The sequence below is a fragment of the Hominiventricola sp. genome, assembly GCF_057604405.1.
Map to the genome: position 1 here is coordinate 45,100 of NZ_DBLYVB010000001.1, position 24,851 is coordinate 69,950.

General features: G+C 44.3%; 26 protein-coding genes. 3 read left to right on the plus strand and 23 right to left on the minus strand.

Annotated features, from left to right (window positions below; translation table 11 throughout):
* The first annotated feature begins 100 nt into the window (after positions 1–100).
* On the plus strand, positions 101–934 hold the full coding sequence (locus ACZMB2_RS00270) for a transporter (RefSeq protein ID WP_487594988.1): 834 nt from the start codon (positions 101–103) through the stop codon (positions 932–934).
* Here the strand turns inward: ACZMB2_RS00270 and ACZMB2_RS00275 are convergent.
* Positions 879–1,484 carry an ATPase gene (locus ACZMB2_RS00275; RefSeq protein ID WP_487594989.1) on the minus strand — a complete coding sequence of 202 codons (606 nt, stop codon included), beginning with the start codon at positions 1,482–1,484 and terminating at the stop codon, positions 879–881. The two genes, ACZMB2_RS00270 and ACZMB2_RS00275, sit on opposite strands and share 56 nt — an antisense overlap.
* Positions 1,485–1,667: 183 nt before the next feature.
* On the opposite strand from ACZMB2_RS00275, the gene ACZMB2_RS00280 reads away from it, so the two are divergent.
* Together ACZMB2_RS00280 and ACZMB2_RS00285 are read left to right on the plus strand one after the other, a co-directional pair.
* Positions 1,668–2,126: a hypothetical protein gene (locus ACZMB2_RS00280; protein ID WP_487594990.1), complete on the plus strand. Its 459-nt coding sequence runs from the start codon at positions 1,668–1,670 to the stop codon at positions 2,124–2,126.
* Positions 2,127–2,131: 5 nt separating this feature from the next.
* On the plus strand, positions 2,132–2,731 hold the full coding sequence (locus ACZMB2_RS00285; protein WP_487594991.1) for a pseudouridine synthase: 600 nt from the start codon (positions 2,132–2,134) through the stop codon (positions 2,729–2,731).
* 22 nt (positions 2,732–2,753) lie between these two features.
* Here ACZMB2_RS00285 and gltA read toward each other — a convergent pair whose 3' ends face one another.
* The 22 genes from gltA to radC form a co-directional block, all read right to left on the minus strand.
* Positions 2,754–4,142: an NADPH-dependent glutamate synthase gene (gltA, locus tag ACZMB2_RS00290; RefSeq protein WP_118770022.1), complete on the minus strand. Its 1,389-nt coding sequence runs from the start codon at positions 4,140–4,142 to the stop codon at positions 2,754–2,756.
* The gene (locus tag ACZMB2_RS00295) at positions 4,142–5,026 is read right to left on the minus strand and encodes a sulfide/dihydroorotate dehydrogenase-like FAD/NAD-binding protein (protein WP_118770021.1); all 885 of its coding nucleotides are present in this window, start codon (positions 5,024–5,026) and stop codon (positions 4,142–4,144) included. Before ACZMB2_RS00295 ends, gltA begins: the two co-directional genes overlap by 1 nt.
* Before the next feature lie 134 nt (positions 5,027–5,160).
* Positions 5,161–6,075 (minus strand): chitobiase/beta-hexosaminidase C-terminal domain-containing protein, encoded by a 915-nt coding sequence (locus ACZMB2_RS00300; RefSeq protein WP_487594992.1) that lies wholly within the window; start codon positions 6,073–6,075, stop codon positions 5,161–5,163.
* Between the two features lie 24 nt (positions 6,076–6,099).
* Positions 6,100–8,628 carry an FtsK/SpoIIIE family DNA translocase gene (locus ACZMB2_RS00305; protein WP_487594993.1) on the minus strand — a complete coding sequence of 843 codons (2,529 nt, stop codon included), beginning with the start codon at positions 8,626–8,628 and terminating at the stop codon, positions 6,100–6,102.
* Positions 8,629–8,659: 31 nt separating this feature from the next.
* Positions 8,660–9,568 (minus strand): RluA family pseudouridine synthase, encoded by a 909-nt coding sequence (locus ACZMB2_RS00310; protein ID WP_487594994.1) that lies wholly within the window; start codon positions 9,566–9,568, stop codon positions 8,660–8,662.
* Entirely contained in the window at positions 9,565–10,086 is a 522-nt protein-coding gene (gene lspA / locus ACZMB2_RS00315; RefSeq protein WP_487594995.1) for a signal peptidase II, read from the minus strand. Before lspA ends, ACZMB2_RS00310 begins: the two co-directional genes overlap by 4 nt.
* Positions 10,079–11,194 carry a 3-dehydroquinate synthase gene (gene aroB / locus ACZMB2_RS00320; protein WP_487594996.1) on the minus strand — a complete coding sequence of 372 codons (1,116 nt, stop codon included), beginning with the start codon at positions 11,192–11,194 and terminating at the stop codon, positions 10,079–10,081. Before aroB ends, lspA begins: the two co-directional genes overlap by 8 nt.
* Before the next feature lie 101 nt (positions 11,195–11,295).
* A complete protein-coding gene (locus ACZMB2_RS00325; RefSeq protein WP_487594997.1) occupies positions 11,296–11,811 on the minus strand; it encodes a cell division protein SepF in 516 nt (171 codons plus the stop codon).
* Between the two features lie 15 nt (positions 11,812–11,826).
* Positions 11,827–12,519, minus strand: a complete 693-nt coding sequence (locus ACZMB2_RS00330) for a YggS family pyridoxal phosphate-dependent enzyme (RefSeq protein ID WP_487594998.1) — start codon at positions 12,517–12,519, stop codon at positions 11,827–11,829.
* 15 nt (positions 12,520–12,534) lie between these two features.
* Positions 12,535–13,941: a biotin/lipoyl attachment domain-containing protein gene (locus ACZMB2_RS00335; RefSeq protein WP_487594999.1), complete on the minus strand. Its 1,407-nt coding sequence runs from the start codon at positions 13,939–13,941 to the stop codon at positions 12,535–12,537.
* Positions 13,942–14,028: 87 nt separating this feature from the next.
* Positions 14,029–14,439, minus strand: coding sequence for a twitching motility protein PilT (locus tag ACZMB2_RS00340; protein WP_487595000.1), 411 nt, complete (start codon positions 14,437–14,439; stop codon positions 14,029–14,031).
* Positions 14,440–14,508: 69 nt separating this feature from the next.
* Positions 14,509–15,498: a D-alanyl-D-alanine carboxypeptidase family protein gene (locus ACZMB2_RS00345; RefSeq protein ID WP_487595001.1), complete on the minus strand. Its 990-nt coding sequence runs from the start codon at positions 15,496–15,498 to the stop codon at positions 14,509–14,511.
* Complete coding sequence (locus ACZMB2_RS00350; RefSeq protein ID WP_487595002.1) at positions 15,482–15,877, minus strand: methylglyoxal synthase; 396 nt, start codon at positions 15,875–15,877, stop codon at positions 15,482–15,484. The genes ACZMB2_RS00345 and ACZMB2_RS00350 overlap by 17 nt, the downstream gene beginning before the upstream one ends.
* 14 nt (positions 15,878–15,891) lie before the next feature.
* Complete coding sequence (locus ACZMB2_RS00355; protein WP_487595003.1) at positions 15,892–16,995, minus strand: FtsW/RodA/SpoVE family cell cycle protein; 1,104 nt, start codon at positions 16,993–16,995, stop codon at positions 15,892–15,894.
* Between the two features lie 14 nt (positions 16,996–17,009).
* Positions 17,010–17,282 (minus strand): cell division topological specificity factor MinE, encoded by a 273-nt coding sequence (gene minE / locus ACZMB2_RS00360; protein WP_487595004.1) that lies wholly within the window; start codon positions 17,280–17,282, stop codon positions 17,010–17,012.
* Positions 17,283–17,294: 12 nt separating this feature from the next.
* On the minus strand, positions 17,295–18,080 hold the full coding sequence (minD, locus tag ACZMB2_RS00365; RefSeq protein WP_487595005.1) for a septum site-determining protein MinD: 786 nt from the start codon (positions 18,078–18,080) through the stop codon (positions 17,295–17,297).
* Between the two features lie 53 nt (positions 18,081–18,133).
* Positions 18,134–18,802 (minus strand): septum site-determining protein MinC, encoded by a 669-nt coding sequence (minC, locus tag ACZMB2_RS00370; protein WP_487595006.1) that lies wholly within the window; start codon positions 18,800–18,802, stop codon positions 18,134–18,136.
* A gap of 10 nt (positions 18,803–18,812) precedes the next feature.
* Positions 18,813–21,641: a penicillin-binding transpeptidase domain-containing protein gene (locus tag ACZMB2_RS00375; protein ID WP_487595007.1), complete on the minus strand. Its 2,829-nt coding sequence runs from the start codon at positions 21,639–21,641 to the stop codon at positions 18,813–18,815.
* 52 nt (positions 21,642–21,693) lie between these two features.
* On the minus strand, positions 21,694–22,215 hold the full coding sequence (gene mreD / locus ACZMB2_RS00380; protein WP_487595008.1) for a rod shape-determining protein MreD: 522 nt from the start codon (positions 22,213–22,215) through the stop codon (positions 21,694–21,696).
* A gap of 16 nt (positions 22,216–22,231) precedes the next feature.
* Entirely contained in the window at positions 22,232–23,107 is an 876-nt protein-coding gene (mreC, locus tag ACZMB2_RS00385; RefSeq protein ID WP_487595009.1) for a rod shape-determining protein MreC, read from the minus strand.
* Positions 23,108–23,125: 18 nt separating this feature from the next.
* Positions 23,126–24,133 (minus strand): rod shape-determining protein, encoded by a 1,008-nt coding sequence (locus ACZMB2_RS00390; RefSeq protein ID WP_487595010.1) that lies wholly within the window; start codon positions 24,131–24,133, stop codon positions 23,126–23,128.
* A 24-nt stretch (positions 24,134–24,157) separates the two neighbouring features.
* A complete protein-coding gene (radC, locus tag ACZMB2_RS00395) occupies positions 24,158–24,847 on the minus strand; it encodes a RadC family protein (RefSeq protein WP_487595011.1) in 690 nt (229 codons plus the stop codon).
* Positions 24,848–24,851: the final 4 nt, after the last annotated feature.

Below are 24,851 nucleotides of genomic sequence, written 5' to 3' on the forward strand. Positions count from 1 at the left end.
ATATGGGGTGCCCTTGAAAAAGATACTTTCCGTTTTCCTTCCTCTCTGTTTCCTATTACTTTTCTTTACCCATCCAGTGCAGACAACGGAAGGCTGTTCCTTGGGCCTCACTCTGTGGTACACTTCTGTATTGCCTTCTTTGCTTCCCTTCCTGATCGTTTCAGCCCTGATGGTAAAGACCGGGCTGTTCCGATATCTGAACCGACTCTACGCGCCATTTTTTCGCAAAATCTTCCGTATCTCTGAAGACGGCTGCTACGCAGTTCTTATGGGATTTCTCTGTGGATTTCCCATGGGTGCCAAAGTCACTGCAGATCTGGTTCGTGAGCAGCATATTTCCAAAGAAGAAGGCACCTATCTCCTTGGATTCTGCAATAATGTCAGCCCCAGTTTTTTTATCAATTACATTTGTCTGAAAAAGCTGGGATGCACGAAAGTGCCATGGGCACTCTGCGTCTTCTTCTATGCCATGCCTCTTCTGTATGGTATCTGTTCACGCCCTTTTTATCATTTTTCTGATACAGGTAATAAAAAACAGGCACCTCTGCGCCGGATGCAATTTCCGATGCTGGATGCCTGTATGATGGACAGCTTCGCCACAGTCGCTAAGTTGGGCGGCTATATTGTTCTATTTTCCATCCTGGTCCGAATGATGCAGCTATTGCCCCTTCCGACTCCTATTGCTGCTCTGATCAGTTCCCTTCTGGAAATCAGCTGTGGAATCCACCAGATCACAGCCTTAACCGGCTGTTCCACAAGACTCATGACTGCATGTGCCTGTGCCTGCGCTTCTTTTGGCGGTTTCAGCATCTGGGCGCAGACCAGCAGTGTTCTTCATGACACGACGCTGACTATGCGTTCCTGGCTGACTGGCCGGATTATTCTTGCGCTTCTGACTCCGATTCTTTTACTGACGCTTCCTCCTCTGTCTTAACGGATGTCTCCGGTGCAAGCTCCTCACGGTTGCTAATAATTGTATTATAGAAATCCTGGAAATTCTGCATCAATGCCGTATAACGACTGTTGGAATTTTCCACTACATTCTGTACCATCTCCTGCAGATTTGCCAGCATATCGTCTGTATATTGAATGGCTCCGCGGCGAATCTCATTAGCATCTCTGGTTGCATTATCCAGAATCTCCTGAGCCTGATTCGTAGCCATCTCAATCACCTGATTTGCCTGCTCATAAGCCTGCTGCATAATCTCATGCTCATTGACCAGTTCCTGATTCTGAATGTTTGCCTGCGCAATAATTGCTTCTGCTTTCTGCTGTGCATCTGCCAAAATCGCATCTTTATTTGCCAGAATCTTCTGATAACGTTTGATCTCCTCCGGTGTCTTCAGACGAAGTTCTCTTAAAAGCTCCTCCATCCGCTCACGCTCTACGACAATCTTATCTCCTGAGGAGAAAAGCGGTCCTTTACAAGTATCAATATAGTCTTCCATTTCCTCGATAATCTGTTCAATTCTGCTGTTGCTCATACCTTTAAGCTCCTTTGATTTATTCAAATCCGTCCTCCGGAAATATGCAAAAATTCTTTCGTACTTTATCTTACGATTATACCCGAATACTGGAATTTACGCAAGATCTCTTTGTGGATTGAATCTCGGAAAGCTTTCGGTTATAATAAAATACAGGAATGACATACAGAGGAGGAATTTCACATGAGCACACATAGATCTGCAAAAGATATGCAGTCGGAGACCAAGTCTTCTGCCTGGACGTTTCTTTTAGTTGGAAGTGGTGGCTTTCTGATTATTACCCTGGCACTGATTGGATTTATCAAACTTCCCTTCAGCATTTTTTCTCTTGCCATTATGGAAATTATGTTTTTCATTTTCCTGATTGTTGCCGGACTTTCCTTTAAAAAAGCTATATCCATGTTGGACGATATTTCAAAGGAATCTACCCTGGAAGAAAAAATCAGCGACTGGGCCAAAGAGAATCTGACACCGGAATCTCTGACTGTGGATCTGGATGAGAATACTACCAATGAAATGAAATATTTTATGGTGACAGAGTTAATGAGAGAACGCATGATGCTCGCTTTCCCGGAACTGGACGACGCTTATGCTGAAGAATTAGCCGAGCATTATTATAACGAACTGTTTCCGGAAGGTTAGCGTTTATGAAACACTATTATATGTTCAATAAGCCCTTCGGCTGTGTCACGGCCCGCAGAGATGACCGTTTTCCAGTGGTAATGGATTATTTCCATTCCCTGGAAAATGAGCATCTGTCTCCTGTAGGACGCCTTGACCGTGAAACCGAGGGGCTTCTTATGATTACCGATGACGGTATCTGGAATCAGGAAATGACCAATCCTGCCTTTCATGTGTCAAAGACCTATGAGTTTACTGCTCTTGGAACCCTGGACAAAGAAAAACTCAGGAAATTATCTGAAGGCGTCCTGCTCATCGGCTCTGGCCGTCCCACTACAAGTGCCTCTGTCACAGTGACAGGAACTTCCATCCTCTCTAAAGTCGTGCCTCATCTCCATCCGGATATGCAGGAAAAATTAAAATATAACCTTCCTGATCATCCTGTGGTATTCGGCACCATCACCATCTCCGAAGGCCGCAAACGCCAGATCCGCCGCATGTTGAAGGTGGTCGGCTGCTGTGTCATTCAATTAAAACGTATTTCCATGGGAGATCTAATTCTGGATCCCAAACTGAAACCGGGAGAATATAAAGAGATAGAGATAAAAAATGAGCAGCCTATTTAAAGACTGCTCGTTTTTTTATATTTTATTTCTGGCTCAGATACTCATGAATACCTTTTGCTGCTGCTTTACCTGCGCCCATTGCCAGGATAACGGTAGCTGCTCCGGTAACTGCATCACCACCGGCATAAACGCCCTCTTTGGAGGTAGCGCCAGTATCTTCGGTAGCAACGATACATTTTCTCTTATTGATCTCAAGACCTTTGGTTGTGGAGGAGATCAGCGGGTTCGGGGAAGTTCCCAGGGACATAACAACGGTATCGCAGTCGATTACGAACTCAGATCCCGGAACCTCTACCGGACGACGTCTTCCGGAAGCATCCGGCTCACCCAGTTCCATCTTGATACATTTCACACCTTTTACCCAGTCATTCTCATCAACGATGATCTCTACCGGATTGGTCAGAAGGTCAAAGATAATACCTTCCTCTTTTGCGTGATGAACTTCCTCTTTACGAGCCGGAAGCTCTTCCTCACTTCTTCTGTATACGATATGAGTCTCGCCGCCAAGACGCAGTGCAGTACGTGCAGCATCCATAGCAACGTTACCACCACCAACGACTACGACTTTCTTGCCGTGTACGATCGGAGTGTCATAGCTTTCATCGAAAGCTTTCATCAGGTTATTTCTGGTCAGGAACTCATTTGCAGAAAGAACCCCACAAGCAGTTTCACCCGGAATACCCATGAATTTCGGCAGTCCAGCACCGGAACCGATGAATACTGCATCGAATCCTTCGTTCTCAATCAGTTCATCGATGGTAACTGTTTTACCAATGATAACGTCAGTCTCGATTTTAACGCCGAGAGATTTTACATTCTCAACTTCCGGTCCGACAACGCGGTCTTTCGGAAGACGGAACTCCGGAATACCATATACCAGTACGCCGCCTGCTTTATGTAATGCCTCAAAAATGGTTACATCATAACCAAGTTTTGCAAGATCTCCTGCGCAGGTCAGTCCGGAAGGACCAGAACCGATAACTGCAACTTTCTTACCATTCTTCTCAGCCGGAGCTTCCGGTTTGATACCGTTCTCTCTTGCCCAGTCAGCAACGAAACGCTCCAGTTTACCGATTGCTACCGGGTCACCTTTGATTCCACGTACGCATTTACCCTCACACTGGCTTTCCTGCGGGCACACACGTCCACAGACAGCCGGAAGAGCAGAAGACTGGCTGATGATCTTGAATGCTTCGTCAAATTTCTCTTCTTTTACTGCTGCGATGAACTCCGGAATATTAATGGAAACCGGACATCCTTCTACACATTTCGGTTTTTTACAGCCAAGGCAACGCTTTGCCTCTTCTACTGCTTCTTCTTTATTGTAACCGTAACATACTTCCTCGAAGTTTGTAGCACGAACCTTCGGATTCTGCTCTCTAACCGGTACTCTTGTCAGTCCCTGTGCCATTATTTGTCACCTCCGCAATTTCCGCAGCCGCCGTGGTGGGTTGCTCCCTCTTTGAATGCAAGGAAACGTCTTCCCTCTTCGGTCTTGTACATTGCTGCTCTCTTCATAGCCTGATCAAAGTCGATCTTGTGACCGTCGAACTCCGGTCCGTCTACACATGCAAACTTCACTTCGTCTCCAACCATCACACGACAGGCACCGCACATACCGGTTCCGTCTACCATGATCGGGTTCATGCTGACAACAGTCGGGATGCCAAGCTTCTTGGTGGTAAGACATGCAAATTTCATCATGATCATCGGTCCGATAGCAACACACAGATCATAGTGATGTCCTTCACTTACCAGTTTCTCCAGCATAGCAGTACCAACGCCCTTAAAGCCGTAGCTTCCGTCATCAGTGCAGAGATACAGGTTACCAACCTTACTCATCTCTTCTTCCATGATCAGGATATCTTTGGTTCTTGCACCAACAATAATATCGCACTCAATGCCATGCTCATGAAGCCATTTTGCCTGCGGATATACCGGAGCAGTACCTACTCCACCAGCAATGAAAACAACTTTTTTCTTCTTAACTTCTTCAAAGTCATCGGTAACCAGATCAGACGGATGTCCCAGCGGTCCAACAAAATCTGCGATGGAATCGCCTGCTTTCAATGCGACCAGTTTGTTAGTAGATACACCAATGGGTTGGAATACGATGGTAACTGTTCCTGCTTCTCTGTCATAATCACAGATAGTAAGCGGGATGCGCTCTCCGTGCTCGTCCACTCTTAAAATAATGAACTGACCCGGCTCGCAAGACTTTGCCACTCTCGGAGCGAGAATGACCTGTTTGTAGACGTTTGCAGACAGCTGCTCTGCCTCTAAAATCTTGAACATACATAGCCTCCTATATCTTGCCGTGTTATATACACTGCAGATTACAAATCATTACCTCTTATGATAATGCAAATTCATGCATATTTCAACAAAAATTTAACAAAATCTTTCCAAAAACAAGATGAAAAATTGATTTACGGAGCAGTATTTACCGCCGGAGCCGCCGGATCCACCACCGGAGCCGCCGGATCTGCTGTAATTTCCGCTTCTTTTACATCATAGATAGCTTCCACTACACCACTTTCTCTGTTATCTTCATCCACTGCGACTGCCTGCAACACAGTCAACCCCGGATTGACCTGTATAGGACCTGTATAGCGGGTAGAGTATCTGTCTGGTTCCTCCCCATTGGTCGTATAGTAGATCTTGCTGCCTGCTCCTGCCCGGATTGTTACAGAAAATCCACCCACGTACTGACCTTCTGCCACACTGAAGACCGGTTCATCCGGATATTCAAAAACCACTTTGTAGGTTCCATCCGCTTCCTCACTCTGTGTTCCATCGCTCCGAATAAAAACTGCCCGGATAATCGTCGTTCCCTCATCAATGGAAATCGGACTATGGTACATGGAACTGTACACATCCGGCGTTGTTCCGTCGGTTGTATAGTAAATAGCTCCATCTTCCTGTTCTGCATAGGACAAAATCAGCTGTAATGTATGGCTGTAGGTTCCCGGTTCCATACTGAGCAGCGGCTTTTCCAACAAAATTGTCTCTTCCGGTTCAGCCTCCACCTCCTGCTCTGCTTTTATAAAATGATAGGCTGTCTGGTAAACAAGCACTCCAACTCCTAGCAAACAAAGAACTCCTATTCGAAAACTCCATTTTCGATACCACGGTTTTTGTTCTTCCTGTATTTCTTCCTCTTCGTCCTTTTCCAAAACTTGTTCTGAAAAATGGGATCGGAGCTGCTCATCCACCGATTCTTCGGTTCCAATGGAAATATCATCTACCGGATTATAATCTGGAACCATCTGTATGGCCTGTCCGCATTTTTCACAGTAAATCTTTCCTTCCGGAATCTCTGCTCCGCACTTCTGGCATTTCATACCGAATGATGCACTCCTTTCCCTTTAGTATTCCTCTAGATACTGTTCAAACTGCTCCATAGACATGAGCACTTTCCTTGGTTTGGTTCCTTCTTCTTCGCCAACCACACCAGCATCGGCCAGCTGGTCCATAATTCTTGCCGCACGGTTAAATCCTATCTTAAACCATCTCTGAAGCATTCCGATAGATGCTTTATCTTTCTCAATGATAAATTTTCCTGCTTCTACAAACAGTACATCCCTGTCATTTCCGCCACCAACTGCATCCTGAGCAGTTACGCTCTCCATCGCTGTCTGCATCTGCTTCATTTGTGCTTCAATATCTTCTTTATTACTGGTCGTCTCGCAATTCTGGCCGCTTAAAAACTCCACAACCGCTCCCACTTCCGCATCAGATACAAAAGCACCCTGTACCCGCAGCGGTTTGGGGATTCCATATGGAGAAAAAAGCATATCTCCTTTTCCCAGCAGTTTCTCTGCGCCATTCATATCAAGAATGGTTCTGGAATCCACACCGGAAGATACAGCAAATGCGATTCGTGATGGCATATTTGCCTTAATAAGACCAGTGATGACATTCACAGACGGTCTCTGGGTTGCAATAATCAAGTGGATGCCTGCTGCACGCGCCAACTGTGCAAGACGGCAGATCGCATCCTCTACTTCACCGGGCGAAACCATCATCAAATCTGCCAGCTCATCCACAATAATAACAATCTGCGGCATTTTCTCCGGCTTATTATCATCTTCAATATTCGCAATAGAATCAATCTTCTCATTATATCCCTGAATATTTCGCACATTCAGTTCCGCAAACCGATTATAACGCCCCATCATCTCAGTTACTGCCCAGTTGAGAGCACCGGCTGCCTTTTTAGGGTCTGTCACAACAGGAATCAGAAGATGCGGAATACCATTATATGCACTTAACTCTACCACCTTCGGATCAATCATAATCAGCTTGACCTCATCCGGACGGGCTTTATAGAGAATACTCATAATCAGTGTATTGATACACACGGATTTACCGGAACCGGTAGCTCCTGCAATCAGAAGGTGGGGCATCTTCGCAATGTCAGACACCATAATCTTTCCGCCAATATCTTTCCCCACTGCAAAAGCCAGTTTTGACTTATGTTTTTTAAATTCCTCGGATTCTACCAGTTCCCGGAACATGACCATGGAATTTTCTTTGTTGGGAACTTCAATTCCCACAGCTGCTTTTCCTGGAATCGGTGCCTCAATACGCACATCCGGCACTGCCAGATTCAGCTTAATATCATCTGCCAATGCTACAATCTTACTTACTTTAACACCATGAGCCGGCTGTACTTCGTAACGGGTAACGGCAGGTCCGCGGCTTACATTGGTAACTGTCGCATTCACACCAAAATCTTCCATAATCTGCTGCAGCTGTCCGGCTGTCTCCTGAAGCCATGCCTTCCCTTCTTTTGGCTGATTTCCTTTATCCGGTGCCTTCAGAAGACTTAAAGGTGGAAATTGATATGCAGGTGTCTCTGGCTGCAAACTCTCATTCGTTGGCATTTTTACTTCCGCATCTGCTCTCGCTTTGGCTTCCTGGGCTTTTTCTGCTTCCAGTTCTCTTCTGCTCAACGCATTTTTCAGAAGGTCATCCTCGTCAAATCCAATAATAGTCTCCTCCGGCATGCAGGCATTTTCCGGTATTGCCGGCATTTCCTGTATTTCCGACATTTCCTGTATTTCCGGCATTTCCTGTGTTTCCGGTTCTGCCGCCACTTCCTGCAGACCGTTCCCTTCATTTTTGGGAATCAGCAGATCTGCCCCCACACCGCTGACTTTCTTTTCCAGGCGCTGCTTTTTCTGTTCTTCTTTTTGTTCCCGTCGCTCCTCTTTTCTCTGATCCGATACCTGGCGACGGCGGACCATATCATCTCTTGCAGACTCATAAGCTTTCTGACTGCCTCTGGACATCACCTTTACAAAAGATTTTCCGGTAATCATGACCATACAGATTACCAGTATTCCTGCCAGTAACAGACAGGCTCCTGCAAATCCAAATATATTATGTAAAAAATTGGCCAGAAGACCGCCTACCACGCCGCCTCCGCCGCGATGGTCACTGCAATATGCATAAATATCCACAACTTTTGTGGAATCTATCTTTCCCATCACAACCAGATGAAAGCAGGCTGCCAGATCAAGGCAGGCCAGAATTAACCCTGCCACTTTAATTTTAGCAGGCAGGCTTTCTTTATTTGCAAGGGAGAACAAAATCACCAGCAGCATAAGCACCGGAACCACATAGGCGAATAATCCAAAGCAGCCAAACAAAACATCACTGACAAAACTGCCAACGACGCCTCCTACCCCAAAATTACTAATAAAAAGGAAGGCTGCCAGCACCAGAAGTACCACCAGTGCAATTTCTTCACCAATTCCGGTCTCCTGTGATTTCAGCTGTGCTTTTGCTTTTGTCTTCCGCGTCTTTGTCTGTGATTTCTGCGTTTTCCGATTCTGCGTACCGGATGCTGATGCGTTTTTTCGTCTTCCTGTCTGCTTTGTTTCACTCATAATTCGTCTCTGTCCTTTACGATTCTGTCTTTTACAAGCTCTTCAAAAGCTTTTCGAAATACTCCGGAAGCGGTGCTTCCACTTCCAGATATTCTCCGGTGGATGGATGAATCAGTCCCAGTACCTGTGCATGGAGGGTCTGCCCCTGCAGATGCAGAGGATTCTTTGCCGGTCCATAGACGGTATCTCCCAAAAGAGGGTGACCAATTGACGCCATGTGCACCCTGATCTGGTGAGTTCTTCCCGTCTCCAGCTGGCACTCAATATATGTATGATTCCGGAACCGCTGCAGTACCCGATAATGGGTTACGGCTCGCTTGCCGTTCTTCACCCCGGCTGCCATCTTCTTCCGTTCCACCGGATGCCTTCCAATAGATGCATCCACGGTTCCTTCCTCTTCCTTGATCACCCCATGAACAATCGCCCGATATTTTCTGGTAATCGAATGTTCCTTTAACTGGGCTGCCACATGATTGTGGGCTTTATCATTTTTGCAGATGACAAGCACACCCGTCGTATCCATATCAATCCGATGTACAATACCCGGCCGCATCACACCATTAATACCAGATAAACAATCTTTGCAATGATACATAACTGCATTGACCAGCGTTCCGGTCAGATGCCCGGCTGACGGATGTACTACCATTCCTTTCGGTTTATTTACCATCAGGAGGTCATCATCTTCATATAAAATATCCAACGGTATATTTTCTGCCTCAATCTCCGGTTCTTTCAATTCCGGCAGATCCACCAGTACTTCATCCTGGTCCTCCATCCGATAACTGGCTTTCTGCGCTTTGCCATTAACCAGCACGCTCCCGTCTTTAATAATTTTCTGCAGATAGGATCTGGACTGGTCAGGGAGCACCGCGCTTAAAAATTTGTCCAGCCGCTCATCCATGTAGGACTCATCCGCTTCCAGACGAATCTGACTCATGATTTCTTATCCCCTTTTCTGCCCTTCAACAGAAGATTCAGTTCTTCTTCTTTATAATAGAACAAGATCAGTATAATCAGCACTGCCGTTCCTACGCTGACATAGATATCTGCCACATTGAAAATCGGGAAATCAATCAGCTTAAAGTAAAAGAAATCCACTACATAAAAAAGGCGCATACGATCCAGCATGTTGCCCCAGGCTCCTGCCAGAATAAAGACAGCAATCAGACGGATCGGCCAAAAACGATTCTCCTTTGACATGTGGGAAAAAAGATATATGACGGCAATAAATACCACAATACCCATAATCAAGAAAAATGTTCTCTGTCCTTGCATCATACCAAAAGCTGCACCTCTGTTTTCCAGATAATGGAGTTCAAATACCCCGTTCCAGATCACAAAGGGATCTTTCCCTTTTAAAAATGCCACCGCCAGCATCTTTGTCCACTGGTCAAATCCAATGAGAATCACTGTTAAAATAGCCGCAAACCACGGTTTGCACAGATATTTATTCATGGGTCTCTCCTTCCAGTACATAGTGAATCGCTTCCAGTAATTCTGCATCCTCCACATCTTTATAGACAGCTGCTTCTCCAATACGTTTTAACAGCACAAATTTGATGTGTCCACCTTCCATCTTCTTATCCAGTTTTGTTGTCTTCAAAACCTCCTCTGCTGAAAGATGATCCACACTTACAGGCAGACCATAGAGCTTCAATGTTTCGCAAATATCCGCTTCTTCTGCTTCCGTAATCAGCCCTCGTTTCATGGAAAGATAAGCTGCAGCAGCAGAACCAATTGCCACACACTCCCCATGACACAACTGGAAATTCTTCAGTTTTTCAATCGCATGTCCTACTGTATGGCCAAAATTGAGCCATGCCCGGATTCCTTTTTCTGTAGGATCTTCCTCCACCACATGGCGTTTAATCCGACAGCTTCCTTCTACCATAGGAAGAAGTGCCTCATATCCCCGGTTCATAACCGATTTGCTGTTTTCTTTCAGCCATGTAAAATATTCTCTATCCTGAATGAGACCATGTTTGATAATCTCACCCATACCACAAGCAAACTGACGCTCTGAAAGAGTATTCAGTGTTCCCAGATTCATATACACCAGTTTCGGCATATGGAATGCTCCTACCATATTCTTATAAGCGTCAAAGTCAACTCCCGTCTTTCCTCCGATACTGGAATCCACCTGAGATAACAGGGTTGTCGGAATCTGTACAAAGTCGATGCCTCTCAAATAAGTGGCTGCCGCGAATCCGGTCAGGTCACCAACCACTCCGCCGCCCAGGGCAATCAACAGATCTTTCCGATCAAATTTTTCCAGAATCAAATGCTCATACAACGCCTTCACTGTATCCAGAGTCTTATTTTCCTCCCCTGCCGGAAAAACAAAAGATGTCACTTTGGCACAGTGTCCGGCAAGAAGCGACTTCACTTTCTCCCCATAACGTTCATGGACATTACTGTCTGATACAATGCAAAGTCTCCGGTCTTCCACCCGAAGCGGCTCCAGCGCATCCGGCAGTCTGTCAAAATCCGGTTCCAGATAAATGGAGTAACTGAATACTCCATTCTTTTTTACATCAAGTATTTTTTCTGCACATTCTGCCATATGAATCTCCTCACTCTAATAGAAATGAATTCCCCTATACGATAAAAAAGGCATCGGATACATTGATCTGATGCCCTGTTTCTCTCACCGTCCTATTTTTCTTAAATAGACGGAACATCAAAGGCTCCTGCCACGATCTCCTGGAAATCGCCTGCAAGATCCACATTTCTGGGAGTTACAATAAATATGTAGTTGGAAACCTTTCGAAGATTTCCACCGATTGCATAACAGGATCCTGATGTAAAATCAATAATCCTCTGGGCAACCTCCACATCCAGTCCCTCAAAGTTTAAAACAACCGTACAATTAGATAAAAGAGTATCTGTGATCTCTCTGGATTCATCAAACTGCGTCGGTTTGAATACACATACTTCCATTCCATTACTTCCTTTTTTGGAACGCATAGGTGTAATGCGGGCCGGAGCCTGCTTTTTTGCCGGCTTATCTGCCACTACATCATCTGCCAGGTCATAATCGTAGTCTTTATCTTTCTTCTTGAATAATCCGCCCTTTTTTGAACGCTCATCTTCATAATCGTCATCAAAATCGTCATAGTCATCATAATCATCTTCCGTATTCAGATGCATGGTGTCCATGAGCTTATCCAAAATACTCATATTTTCGGTTCTCCTTTATATCGAATAATTCCTCTCTCCGAAAATACCTGTTCCTACACGCACCATCGTCGCTCCCTCTTCGACGGCAACTTCATAGTCTCCGGTCATTCCCATTGAAAGCACATCCATAGATACATTATCAATGTTTTTCATTTTGATGTCAACTGCCAATTTCTTTAAAGTACGAAAAATCGGTCTGTTTTTTTCTGCATCTTCCACATACGGAGCAATTGTCATAAGTCCGCAGATATGAAGGTGCGAAAGACCTGCAATCTCACGGATCAGTTCTTCCGTATCCTGTACAGTAACGCCAAACTTACTCTCTTCCTGAGCCACATTTACTTCAATCAGAATCCGCTCGTCTGTTCCTTTTTTCGCTGCTTCTTTGCTGATCTCCTCTGCCAGTCGCAGCGAGTCAACAGAATGAATCAAATCTGTCTTTCCCACAATATATTTCACTTTATTTCGCTGCAGATGGCCAATTAAATGCCAGTGCAGATTCTTTGGCAGCTGCTCATACTTATCGCAGAGTTCCTGCACTTTATTTTCGCCAAACACATTCGCGCCTGCCTCCATGGCTTCACGGATCATTTCCACTGGTTTGGTTTTGCTGACGGCAATCAAAGTGACTTCAGACCGGTCTCTTCCTGCACGTGCACATGCTTCACATACTTTGCGATCTACTTCCCTGTAATTTTCTGCTACCATCTTTGTGATCACTCCTTAATAAATAATTTCGTCTTCATCTACTGCACTGCCATTCAGGACAATATGGTCATAAACGGTCAGACCGTAACTGGTTCCTTCTTCCACCAGCGTATATTCTTCATTCTGTGCAAGAATATTAATCTGACGGAACTGGGTATATCCTTTATTAATATTATACACTCCTTGTAAAGAGCCTTTCTGTCCAATCTGGAACCGGGCATCACTGTTTTCCGCCACCAGATAATCTCCTACGGAAAGCTTCTTGTTTCCAGTTGCATAATCAGATTCCAAAGGATCTACATAATAATAATCGTCATCCTCATAGTACAGCGTCATATTTACAAACTGTGCCGTAGCCTGTCCCGAATCGTCATAAATTTCTTTCAGGAATCCTTTACTGTCCTCCTGCTCTATGAGGAATTCCTTCGGTATTAAATAAAACTCTTTTTCAACAATGGCGCTGTTGGGAATCTTCAGTCCCTGCTGATCATCCACCAGGAATTTCACCTGAATATACCGGGCATCTGCAAACCGAACCATAGAGTTATTGAAATCAAGTCTTGCACAAGGAATACTTCCTACGTTCACTACGGAGAAAGCAGCCCAGGCCGTCGTATGATCCCTGGTAAATTCCACCTGCATATATTTTTTTTCTTCCTGCTGATACTGCGTTGCTTCTTCCTCTGTAATAGGGACTACCAAACTCCATTTTTCTGAAGTTGAAAGCTTGTATACATTATCCCCACTCTGGACAATCTCTTTTTTCAGACTTTCTTTCGAATAACTTTTCTCATCCAACATATCTTCTGTCATGCTTTCCACGGTGACATTCTCATATCCATCCGTGTAATATTCCAGAATACCGATACCGCCGGAATAAACTTTGGAAAACATGGAATTATCACCCGCTTCCTCCAGACTGTCCAGCATATTCTGGTTCAGCAGTTCCATGACAGAACTCTCCATGGAAGACTGGAACGTATAGGCATCTGAAAACGTGAGCTCATCAAAATCTCCCATATAGCTGCTGATCTCACTTCGAATCATAGAAAAATTGTCATCCGTCAAATCCACATTTTCCGCATTTTCCTGGATCAGCTGATTAATCTCGCCTTTTTCATCTACCGTATAAACCAGAGAAGAAGCAGACACCCTGTCTCCTTCACTGGCATAATAGCTGACATAACCTGACGTATCTGCCTGATAAACGGATTCCTGCCGAACCGCAAATCCGGTATATGTATGATTGGCAGCAAGTGTTCCTTTATTTACCTCATATCCTGCAATATGGGTCGAAGTCAGTCCCATATAACAAATGACACAGATATAAACCGCCACTGCGCCAAAAAATACCAGATCGATGTTAATCGGTCTGCGGCTGTTTACTCTGACGATCTTTTTTCTTCTCCGGTTTCCTGACATGGAACCTGCTCCTCTCTTTTCTTAATACAATAAAAAACGGGTGTCCTTTTGTGGGCACCCGCTTTGTGTTTCCTTTTATGCCGGTTCTTAAATCACCTGTGATTTTGCAAAATCCGGTAAATCCTTCTCATCCATGGATACGCTGAGAACCATATTTACCTTAAACTGCTCACTGATCTTGTTCAACTGCGACAGGGCACTGGAAATATCCTGTCCTTCCAGTCTGGCAATCTTTAAAAATCCATCTAAATACATTTCCTGGAGATCATAATCCTGAGAGCAGATTCCACATACAAAACCAATAAACTGATCTGTCGTATCAATAGGATACTCTGAAACATTGATCAAACGAACTTTGTTGTCAAGCTCATGCATATTCTGGGAAGATTTGTCCAGATATACGATATTGCCTTCCACATTCTTAATAGATTCATGCACGTGATCCAGCATTTTTTTAGTCTTTCCTGTGCCTTTTACTCCTACAATTAACTGTACCATACCAGTGCCCTCCTTCGGTTGCTGTTTTGTTAGTAAGATTATACCATTAAGAAGGGTGAAATACAAGGTTTAATTGTTCAAATTAGATAAAAAGCTCTGCATTTCTTCATACAGAATTCCACGTTCTTTACAACCAAGGATAATTGCAACATACCGCTGTCCCTGCACATCCGTAAAAAGCTGAACCAAACAGGATCTTGCTGCAGTTGTCGTGCCAGTTTTTCCTCCTACTGCCTGGACGCCATCCGGAACAGTTACCGCGCCCGATGTAAACTTGTTGGAACTGGACCAGGTTGCCTCGATCGCAGATCCGTCCGAGGCGGTGTAGGTAGCCGTGTATTCTTTTTGCTGAATAATTTCCATAAAATCATCGTATTGCATGGCAGCCTGAAAAATCAGGTACAGGTCATATGCAGTCGTATAGTGATTCTCATCATGCAATCCGTTGGCATTTACGAAATGGGAACCGGTTGCACCAATTTCTTTTGCTTCTGCATTCATCATTGCCACAAACTGATCCTGGCTTCCTGCAATCTGCTCAGCAATCACATTTGCAGCATCATTAGCTGATGGCAAAAGAAGCGCATAAAGAAGCTGCCGGAGTGTTAATACATCTCCCGCCTTCAGTTTCGCCGTGGATACTCCGGATTCATGGAAAGTTACTGACTCTTGGCTTACGGTAGTCTGTGCGTCCAAATCTCCGTTTTTCAATGCCACCAGTGCAGTCATCAATTTCGTAGTACTGGCCGGGTAAAGCCGCTCATAAATGTTTTTTGCATACAACACTTCCTTCGTATCTATATTAAAAAAAAGTGCTGCTCCGGCTTCAGAAGTATCTGCTTCAATCTCTTCTGCATCTCCTTCTGCCACGCACAGATCTTTTGCAAAATATGGAATTTCCGTATTGTCATCTCCAGACTGAATTCCATATTCCGGATGATCTGACGAAAATGCATCTGTAAGCTGAGCCGTCTGCCCGCAGCCGGAAGTAAGTGACGCCGTCAGACACGCTGCCAGAAGAAGCGCCGCGATCTGCCGCTTTTTATTTATACATCTCACGCCACTCCATATCTCCTCTGTCCAGTGATTTAATCAGAAGCTCTGCCGTTGCGAGATTGGTTGCAATCGGAATATTATGCATATCGCACAAATATACCACATTATTAACATCCGGCTCATGCTTCTTTGGCTGTACCGGATCTCTCAGGAAGATAACCAGATCGATCTGATTGTGCTCAATCTGAGCTCCAAGCTGCTGCTCACCGCCCAAATGACCCGCCAGGAATTTGTGAACTGACAAATTTGCCACCTCTTCGATCAGTCTTCCGGTAGTTCCGGTTGCATATAATTCATTTTTACAGAGAATACCTCTGTATGCAATGCAGAAGTTCTGCATTAGAACTTTCTTTGCGTCATGCGCAATCAATCCAATGTTCATGGTGTTACCCCCTGTTAATATTTTTTCGGTTGTAAACCGATATTAAGTACAATTCCAATCCCCATGTATAACATGATCAGAGACGTTAATCCGTAACTGACAAATGGAAGCGGTACACCAGTATTCGGCATCAGGCCTGTAGTTACACAGACATTTGCAAATGTCTGAAACGCAATCAAACCGCCGAATCCGCAGCAGATAATCATTCCTTCTTCATCTCTGGCATTCTTTCCAATCCAGAGACACTCCATCGTAATCAGTGCCAACAGAATAATCACTGTTGCGCACCCAATAAAACCCAACTCCTCACCAGTAACGGCAAAGATGAAATCTGTCTGCGGCTCCACAATAAAGTTACCGTTCTTTACAGATGAAATATCCGTATTATATAATCCCTTTCCATAAAGCTGTCCTGAACCTATGGCAATCACGGAATTCAGCTGCTGATATGCATCATCTGCATATTTAGACGGCTCTAGCCATGCCATAATACGCTTTAACTGGTAAGCATCCAGAATATTCTGTCCTTCTCTGAGAATCAGGTTAATTCCAATCAGTGCTGTCGGCACTGCCACCGCAATAATTCCACCAATGATTTTATAACTCAGGCCTGCTGAAAAAATCAATACGCAGAAAATGAAACAAATAGTAATCATCGCTGACAGATGTGGCTGTTGTTTCAAAAGCAGCAGCGGAATGCCAAGCAAAACCAATGAAATAAAGATCACTTTAAAGCTGTTAAGCTTTTCTTTATATTTCACAAAGAAGTATGCGAAAAACACAATTAATGCCAGTTTGGTAAGTTCTGATGGCTGGAATCTGAAAAAACCGATTTTCAGCCATCTTCTGGCTCCGTTGACCTTTACCCCAAAAGGAATGACTGCTACCAGAAGAATCAAATTGACTGCATAAATCACCCAGCTGAAATTCAGCAGTACCCGGTAATCAAGCAGAGTAAATATCAGCATAATTACAGATCCCATCATAATTCCCAGAAGCTGCTGGCTCTGATATTCTTCTGCGGCACTGCCGATGACAAACACACTGAGAATGGAAATCGCATACACAAGTACCACTAACCGAAGTCTGAAATCCCTCAGTTTATATTGTCTGAACATATCTCACCTTATTTCTAATTTCTTTTCTTCATATCCCTTACCGGAATATTTGCACAGAGTACCGGCACTGCTCCATTACCGCCTTCAGACTCTGTCTGCGTGATCTGAATATCCAGACCCTCACTGTCAATTTCCATATATTTGGTAATAACTTTGATAATGTCATTCTTAATGGCTTCCATCACTTCAGGTGAACAATTGGCACGATCCGAAATCAATAACAGCTTCAAACGATCCTTTGCCACTTCTCCTGAGTTCTTCTTACGAAAGAAATCCATGAATCCCATATACTATTCCCCCTATTTGAACAGATTCTTCAGTCTGTCGAAAAAGCTGGTCTTAACCTTCAGATCCAGGAACGGAACCTCTTCCCCCATCACTCTGCGGCAGATGTTCATATAAGCCTGTCCGGCCAGTGAAGAATCTCCTACGCACGGTTCGCCCTGATTGGTTGCAATAACGATATTCTCATCATCCGGAACCGCTCCGATCAGGTCAATGGCAAGGATCTCCACAACGTCATCCATAGACATCATATTTCCGTTCTCTACCATATCCATACGGATTCGGTTTACAATCAAATCTGTTCTCTTGATTTCATTTGCTTCCAAAAGACCAATGATACGGTCTGCATCACGAATGGCAGATACCTCCGGTGTCGTTACGATCAATGCACGATCTGCAGCTGCAATGGCATTCTTGAATCCCTGTTCGATACCTGCAGGGCAGTCCAACAGAATATAATCAAATTCTTCTTTTAGCTCATCGATGAGTTTCACCATCTGTTCCGGACTGACCGCCGTCTTATCTCTCGTCTGTGCAGACGGAAGAAGGTAAAGATTCGGATATCGCTTGTCCTTGATCAACGCCTGTTTAATCCGGCAATTTCCTTCTACAACATCCACCAGATTATAAACGATTCGATTTTCCAGGCCCATAACAACATCAAGGTTGCGAAGTCCTATATCTGTATCGATCATAACTACTTTCTGATCCAGCTTTGCCAGTCCGGTTCCCACATTGGCAGTCGTGGTTGTCTTTCCGACGCCGCCTTTTCCTGATGTAATAACAATTACTTCACTCATTTACGCATCCTCCACTTTTCTATCTCTGCTCCGGTTTCCATCTTTCATTATGGTCAGATCCGGATGTCGTTAATCACTTCTTTTGTAATCGGCTCCATATAGATATTACCGTTTTCTGTATAGGCAATCATCGGTTCCGTTGCTCCTTTTGTCATCGGACCGTCTGCGGAGCGTGCGATGCAGTCCCCAATTCGGATTTGCATCGGCATCATGTTCAAAGCAGCCACGAAACAACTTTCATTACCTGCCGCACCTGCATGAATGGTTCCTTTCAGTGCACCAAGGACTACAACATTTCCCTTGGATACAACGGTAGCTCCCGGATTCACATCACCCAGTATCACAATACTGGTCTCAGATTCCAGAACCTGTCCGGAACGAAGCGTTCCTTTATAAAATCTGCCGTCACTTTCGGCACTTTTCTGCTTTCGTCCCTCTACAATCTGTTTCATATAGGATTCTTTCAGCGCATCATTTTCCAAAATACACAGTACCTGCAGTCCGGAAGATTCCTGAATTGCCTGAATCACCTCTATCTGCTCCTCCTGTGTCAGTTGACGGCCTTCAAATGCCAACGCCATCTGGGCATCTTTAAAAAACTTGGATGACGCTCTGAATTTTTCCCGGATGCTACTCAGCAATTCCTGAAAGGATGCATCCTTATCCAGAAACAGGGTAATCCCATATCTGTTACTTTTAATTACAACACTCTGCTCATTCATTACTTTTTTCCTAGTCGTTAATTACTTCTGATGTTCCCTGGACAGCAGTACCGTTTACCACCTCGTCTTTTCCTTCCAGATCGAAGTAGTATTTAAAAATATCCGATGCCATGGCCGCCGCATTAGCGGACGTATAACCATTGGCAATACGGATTGCCACCGCAAGCTGTGGATTTTCATATGGCGCATAACCAATAAAAAGTGCATGATTGGGATGACTCTTGGACTGCTGAGCCGTACCAGTCTTACCTGCAATGGTCAGATCCAGATTTTTAAATGCACTGGTGTTCAGTGCTACCTGATGCATACCTTCCTGGATCGTATTCCAGTCAACATCTGCAATTTCCATTTTATTATATACTGACGCGGAATAATCTTCAATAGTGTTTCCTTCAGAATCTGTCAATTTATCTAATAGCGTCAGGTTGTAAACGGTTCCTCTGTTTGCAATGGTGCTCACATATCTCGCCAGCTGGGAAACTGTAAACAAGGCATTGCCCTGTCCAATGGAAGAACGGATTCCGTCCTTGGTCGACAGCTGTGGATCACTTTCAGAAAGCTCAATACCAGAATTCGCATTCAAGCCAAACTGAGTCGCATATTTTGCCAGCAGGGACAACGCTTTATCAGAAGAATATCCTGTGGATCTTCCTCCTCCCAGGCGAAATCCCACTTCATAAAAGTAGTAGTTGCAGGACACCTTAATCGCATCAACCATATTGATGTTTCCATGGCTTCCATGATACTGGTTGTAAATCCAGCAGGTCGGAGAACCATAAGCATCTGTAAATACACCGGTTGCATGAATAATCTCAGAAGGAGAAATCACCCCTTCCTCCAGTCCGGCCACTGCGACAACCGGTTTAAATGTAGAACCAGGGGCTGTCTGCTGCTGAGTCGCTTTGCTGTACAGTGGGCTTGATTTGTCCCGATTCAACGCTGCAAAATATTCAGAATCCAATGTATTCGTTAAACGGTTGTTGTCATATCCAGGATAAGAAACACATGCAAGCACTTCCCCGGTATTCGGATCTGTCACAACAGCCCCCGCACTGCACGGTTCCAGTGCCAGCTGTGCCGGCGTAATTTCCAGATGACTGATCTTATCCAGCATAAAATTGTATGCAGATGTAGAACCAATCTGTAATTTTCCAACCGTCTCCTCATCATACTCCAGAACACCTTGTTCATACAAGAGAAGACAAATCTCTCTTCCCGTCACCACATCATCTAAAAGGATATATTTATACAGCATCGTCTGAAAATCGACATCATTTTCCAACTCTGTCGAAATAAAATCCACCACTACATCATAGATTTCCTCAGAACTAAGATATGACGTCTGCACATCCAAGCCTGATACATTGACCCAGTTTCTGGAAATCGCATACTGAAGGTATTCCTTCAGGCTGATGGTTTCGTCCTTCGCCCATGCAATGTAGGTGGGATCTTCCTGATCCACCAGACTGCTCATCAGCACCTGGTTACTGCCCATGAGTACATCTGATACAATGTAACTCATATAATTTTTCATATCAATAGACAGATTCGTATATGCCGTCGGGTTATCGGTCGTTAACTCCGTGCGGATCTGATCAATGGTAGAAGCAAGTCGCTGCTCATAACGGTCCTGAATGGATTTTTCCAAATCCGTTGCATCATCAGCAGAAAAATGCGTGGTATCGATAATATGATTGTTGATCAGCGCATAGTAAACATCATAAATAGGAATCTGGATATCTGCAGCCGAACCGGTAGATGTATACTGTTTTATATTTCTGATCTTGGATACCAGAACCCCGGCAAGCCTCTGTTCCAACACCTTATAAACAGTCTCCTGCAAATTTTTATCTATGGTCAGATATAAATCCTTTCCGGATTCCGGTGCTGTCTCACTTTCCGTTTCCAGCACATTACCGACACTGTCTACATAAATCGTCCTCTGACCTTTTGTTCCCTGAAGCTGTGTCTCCATATACTGCTCCAGTCCGGCCTTTCCTACGATATCATTTGCTTCATAATTTTCATTTTCTTCCTGCAGGCTTGCCAGTTCGTCCTGATCCGGTTTTCCAATATAACCGATAATGTTGGCAAAATACTTGGCATCCGGATATGTTCTTAAACTACTCTCTGCAATATCCACACCCTGCAGACTGCTCTGGTTCTCCAGAATCTCCGCAACCGTCTCATCACTGACATCCGAAGCAATGGTGGTTGCCACATAACGCTTATAACTGTTGTTGCTCATCTGATATCGGATTGTAACCAACTGTAGAGTTTTCTCCGGGGTCAAATCCGTCGCAACTTTATACTGTGCCAGCTGTTCTTCTGTGTATGCATCAGGTGAAATAAAATATTTCTTGTTGCTGCACAGAAATTCCATGATCTGGTCTGCGCTTGCCACATACTGCTCCGGCTTTTTTTCCAGTTCATCGATGGTTTTATATCCGTAAATATCCGCTTTAAAACGCAGAAGAGAGGTGCCTTCCTGCGTGTACTCATAATGCCCGTTCTGATAAATGATACCAAAGTCACCGATGGCAGAATCTCCATGGGATTCTACAATATCAAGCACCTTCAGGATCGTACGGTTCAAAGTTGCCTGTTTCTCACGGGTAGTCTCATAAGTTCCATTATCCTCAATGGTCACAGAATAAGACAGTACATTGTCTGCCAGAATCTGACCGTTCCGGTCAAAGATCTTTCCTCTGGTACTTGCAATACTGACTTCTTTTTTGATTTTCATCGTAAAATCTTCCGCATACTGCTGTCCATTGATAATCTGAAGGACAAATACACGGCCAAGCAGAATCCCGAAAAATGCCAGAAATACTATCATCAGCACAAATATCCGAGATGTCACAAAACTTACGACAGCTTCTTTCCAGTCCTCAAACAATATCTATCCGCTCCTTAAGATCTTTTTTCTTCTCAAGTTTCTGGTCAATCATGTAAATAATTCTGTATACAAACAGTGTCACAATAATGGTATATAAGAGCTCCGGCAGAATAATTCTTTTCAGATAATAGAAAAAATCAAACCGGCTTCGCATCAGAAACATAATCAGATATGTTCCCAGTCCGTAAGCCAGCTCACTGGCAGAAATAAGTGCCATAGGAAGCTTAATGTCTTCCCCATAAAAAATCTGATTAAAATAACCATTTGCATAGCCGATATACATGTAGATCAGCGCATGCATGCCCAGAAGACGTCCAAAAAAGATATCTTCCAGTAATCCGCAAAAGAATCCTACCGCCATTCCCTCTTTCTTCCCCTTCATAAAGCCATAGGCAGAAGTAAGAATAATCAAAAGATTCGGACTGATGGATGCAAGGGAAAGGCTCTGGAATAACGTGCTCTGCAGAAGAAAGCAGACGATAATCATCAGTGCGATGACAATTTTACGTTTCACTGACAGTCTCCTTTCCCTACTCTGCTGAATTCAGGTCGTCGCTGCTCACCTGTTGTTTCAGATCTGTAATAATGAGCACCGTGCTCAGATGTTCAAAATCCACTGCAGGTGTAATACTTCCTGATTTGGTAAGATTATTGGCATCCGTGGAAATCTCATTCACATATCCAATCAGGATCCCTCTATGATACTTGGCACTGGCATAAGAAGTAACTACCTTATCGCCCTGCTCCACCTCATTGTCTTCATCGCGAAGCTGATTTAACTGAAGTGTTCCTTCTGTCATCATCTGAAGGTCACCTCTGACATAACAGAGATCAGAATTCTTCAGAATCATGGCGCTGACATTACTCATGTCATCGATAATGGAACGCACCTGAGCCCAGTCCGGTCCCACTTTAGTCACAATTCCTACCAGTCCCCCACCTGCAAGGACATTCATATCCACCTGAATTCCATCATTGGAACCCTTGTCGATAATAAACATATTGAACCAGTTACCGGAATCCTTTCCGATTACATTGGCAGCAATTTTATTCAAATCAGAGTAATCATTGTCCAGCTTGTACAGAGACCTTAATTCTTCCAATTCGTAACGGTCCTGTAACAGAGAGTTATTTTCCAGCGTTAATTCTGAGATCTGCTCCTGAAGCTGTGCATTCTCCTCCCGGATTTTCTTCAAATCTTCCAGATTATCTGCTTTATCTCTGACCCATCCGCCTACCGCATTCATCCCTCGCTGCACTGGTACCAGCACATATCCAGAAACAACATTCAGCGGTCCCCCGTCAAAATTCGTCAGGAAAGAAACAGACATGGCAGCCACACACAAAAGAGTCAAAACAAACAGAATATATTTACTTGGAATCGTAGTACGGTTTTTTCTCTTCATCGTCCCCGGCTCCGGTCTTTACTCATATTTCTGCTCTTTTGTTACAAAAGCAAGCGGTCTGAACTCTTTTTCATTAATCACTCTGGCCAGACCTTTTGCCACGCTTAATTCCGGCTCCGGATCAACAGTCACACGAATACCGGATTTTTCCTGCAGAAGTTCATCCATCTTACGGATTCTTGCAGAACCGCCGGTGAGATAGATACCGTTCTGGATAATGTCCACGCCCAACTCCGGCGGAGTTCTCTCCAGAATTGTCTTAACAGCATCTACAATGATACCAAGCTGTTCTTTGATGGCTGAATATACAAAATCTGCGCTGATTTCCAGCATTTGCGGAAGCCCCACTACCATGTTGCGGCCACAGATCTTCATCGTTGCCTCTTCCGGATTGATGGCATAGGCCAGTTCTTTTTTGATCGACTCTGCAGTTTTACTTCCGATGAAAAAGTTGTGTTCCTTACGAATTGCACTTTGAATTGCATCATCAATGGAACGTCCGCCGGTCTGAATCAGACGACTAATGACAATACCGCCAAGGGAAAGAACAGAAATTTCCGTTGTTTCCGCGCCGATGTCCACAATTAATACACCCTGTGCTTCTTTTACATTAATTCCAAGTCCAAGTCCTGCTGCCACCGGCTTGTCTACCAGATAAACAGTCTTCGGTTTCATACTGGAATCCTGGATCAAGGTTGTAAAAATACGCTCCTGCATATCCGTTGGAAGTGCAACAAAATATTCTGCACCTTTCAGCTGCCCCTTAGTTGTGCTTTCTAACAGCTTTTTCAAAAATTCCTGCATATTGCTGATGCTTGCGAGATTTCCATAGGACATGGGACTGGACACCTGAATATTGGCCGGAGCCTTTTCATACATGGCATATGCCTCATCTCCGTATGCAAGCATCTCTTTTTTGTCCTGTACTGCCACCATATTGTGCTGCATCAGACAGCCGTCCTGCTCTTTATGATAAATTTTCAGATGGTAAGAACCAAAATCGCAGCCAAAACAATGATTATTCATGGTATATTCCTTCTTTCTTCTAAGTTATAGATAGTGTTCCTCCCGGAGACTCACATAAGCATGCTCTCCGATAATAATATGGTCTGTCAGAGCAATCCCAAGAAGCTGTCCTGCTTCTTTTATGCGTCTGGTTACATTCAGATCCTCCTGACTTGGGCTTGCATCGCCGCTGGGGTGATTGTGAAGCAGTATAATCTGCACTGCCCGCGCAGCAAGTGCCTCCACAAAGATTTCCCGTGGTGAAATCACCGATGCATTCACTGTCCCTTTGAACATATATCGCTCTTTGAGCAATCTGCCCCGTTGATTGAGCATGAGAAGCAACAGTACTTCCTGCTCCTCATGACGCAGATCTTCCATATAATAATTTGCCACCGCGGATGGAGATGTAAAATAAGTGCCTTCTCCGGCTTCTTCCCGCGCCATTCTCCTGGCAATCTCCAGAAGACACTTCAATTGAACTGCCTTCACTTTCCCGATACCTTTTACATTTGAGAGTTCATCGAGACTCAATCTTCGAATTCCCGTAAATCCTTCTCTCTCCGGAACCAGCTTTAAAAGATCTCCAGCCAGTTCCAGCACATTTCTTCCTTTTGCACCGGTTCTTAAAATCACCGCCAGAAGATCCCTGTTTGACAATGACTGCACTCCATGACGGATACACCGTTCATAGGGTCTGTCCTCCTGCGGCAGACTATTGAAATTTTCATTCATGCTA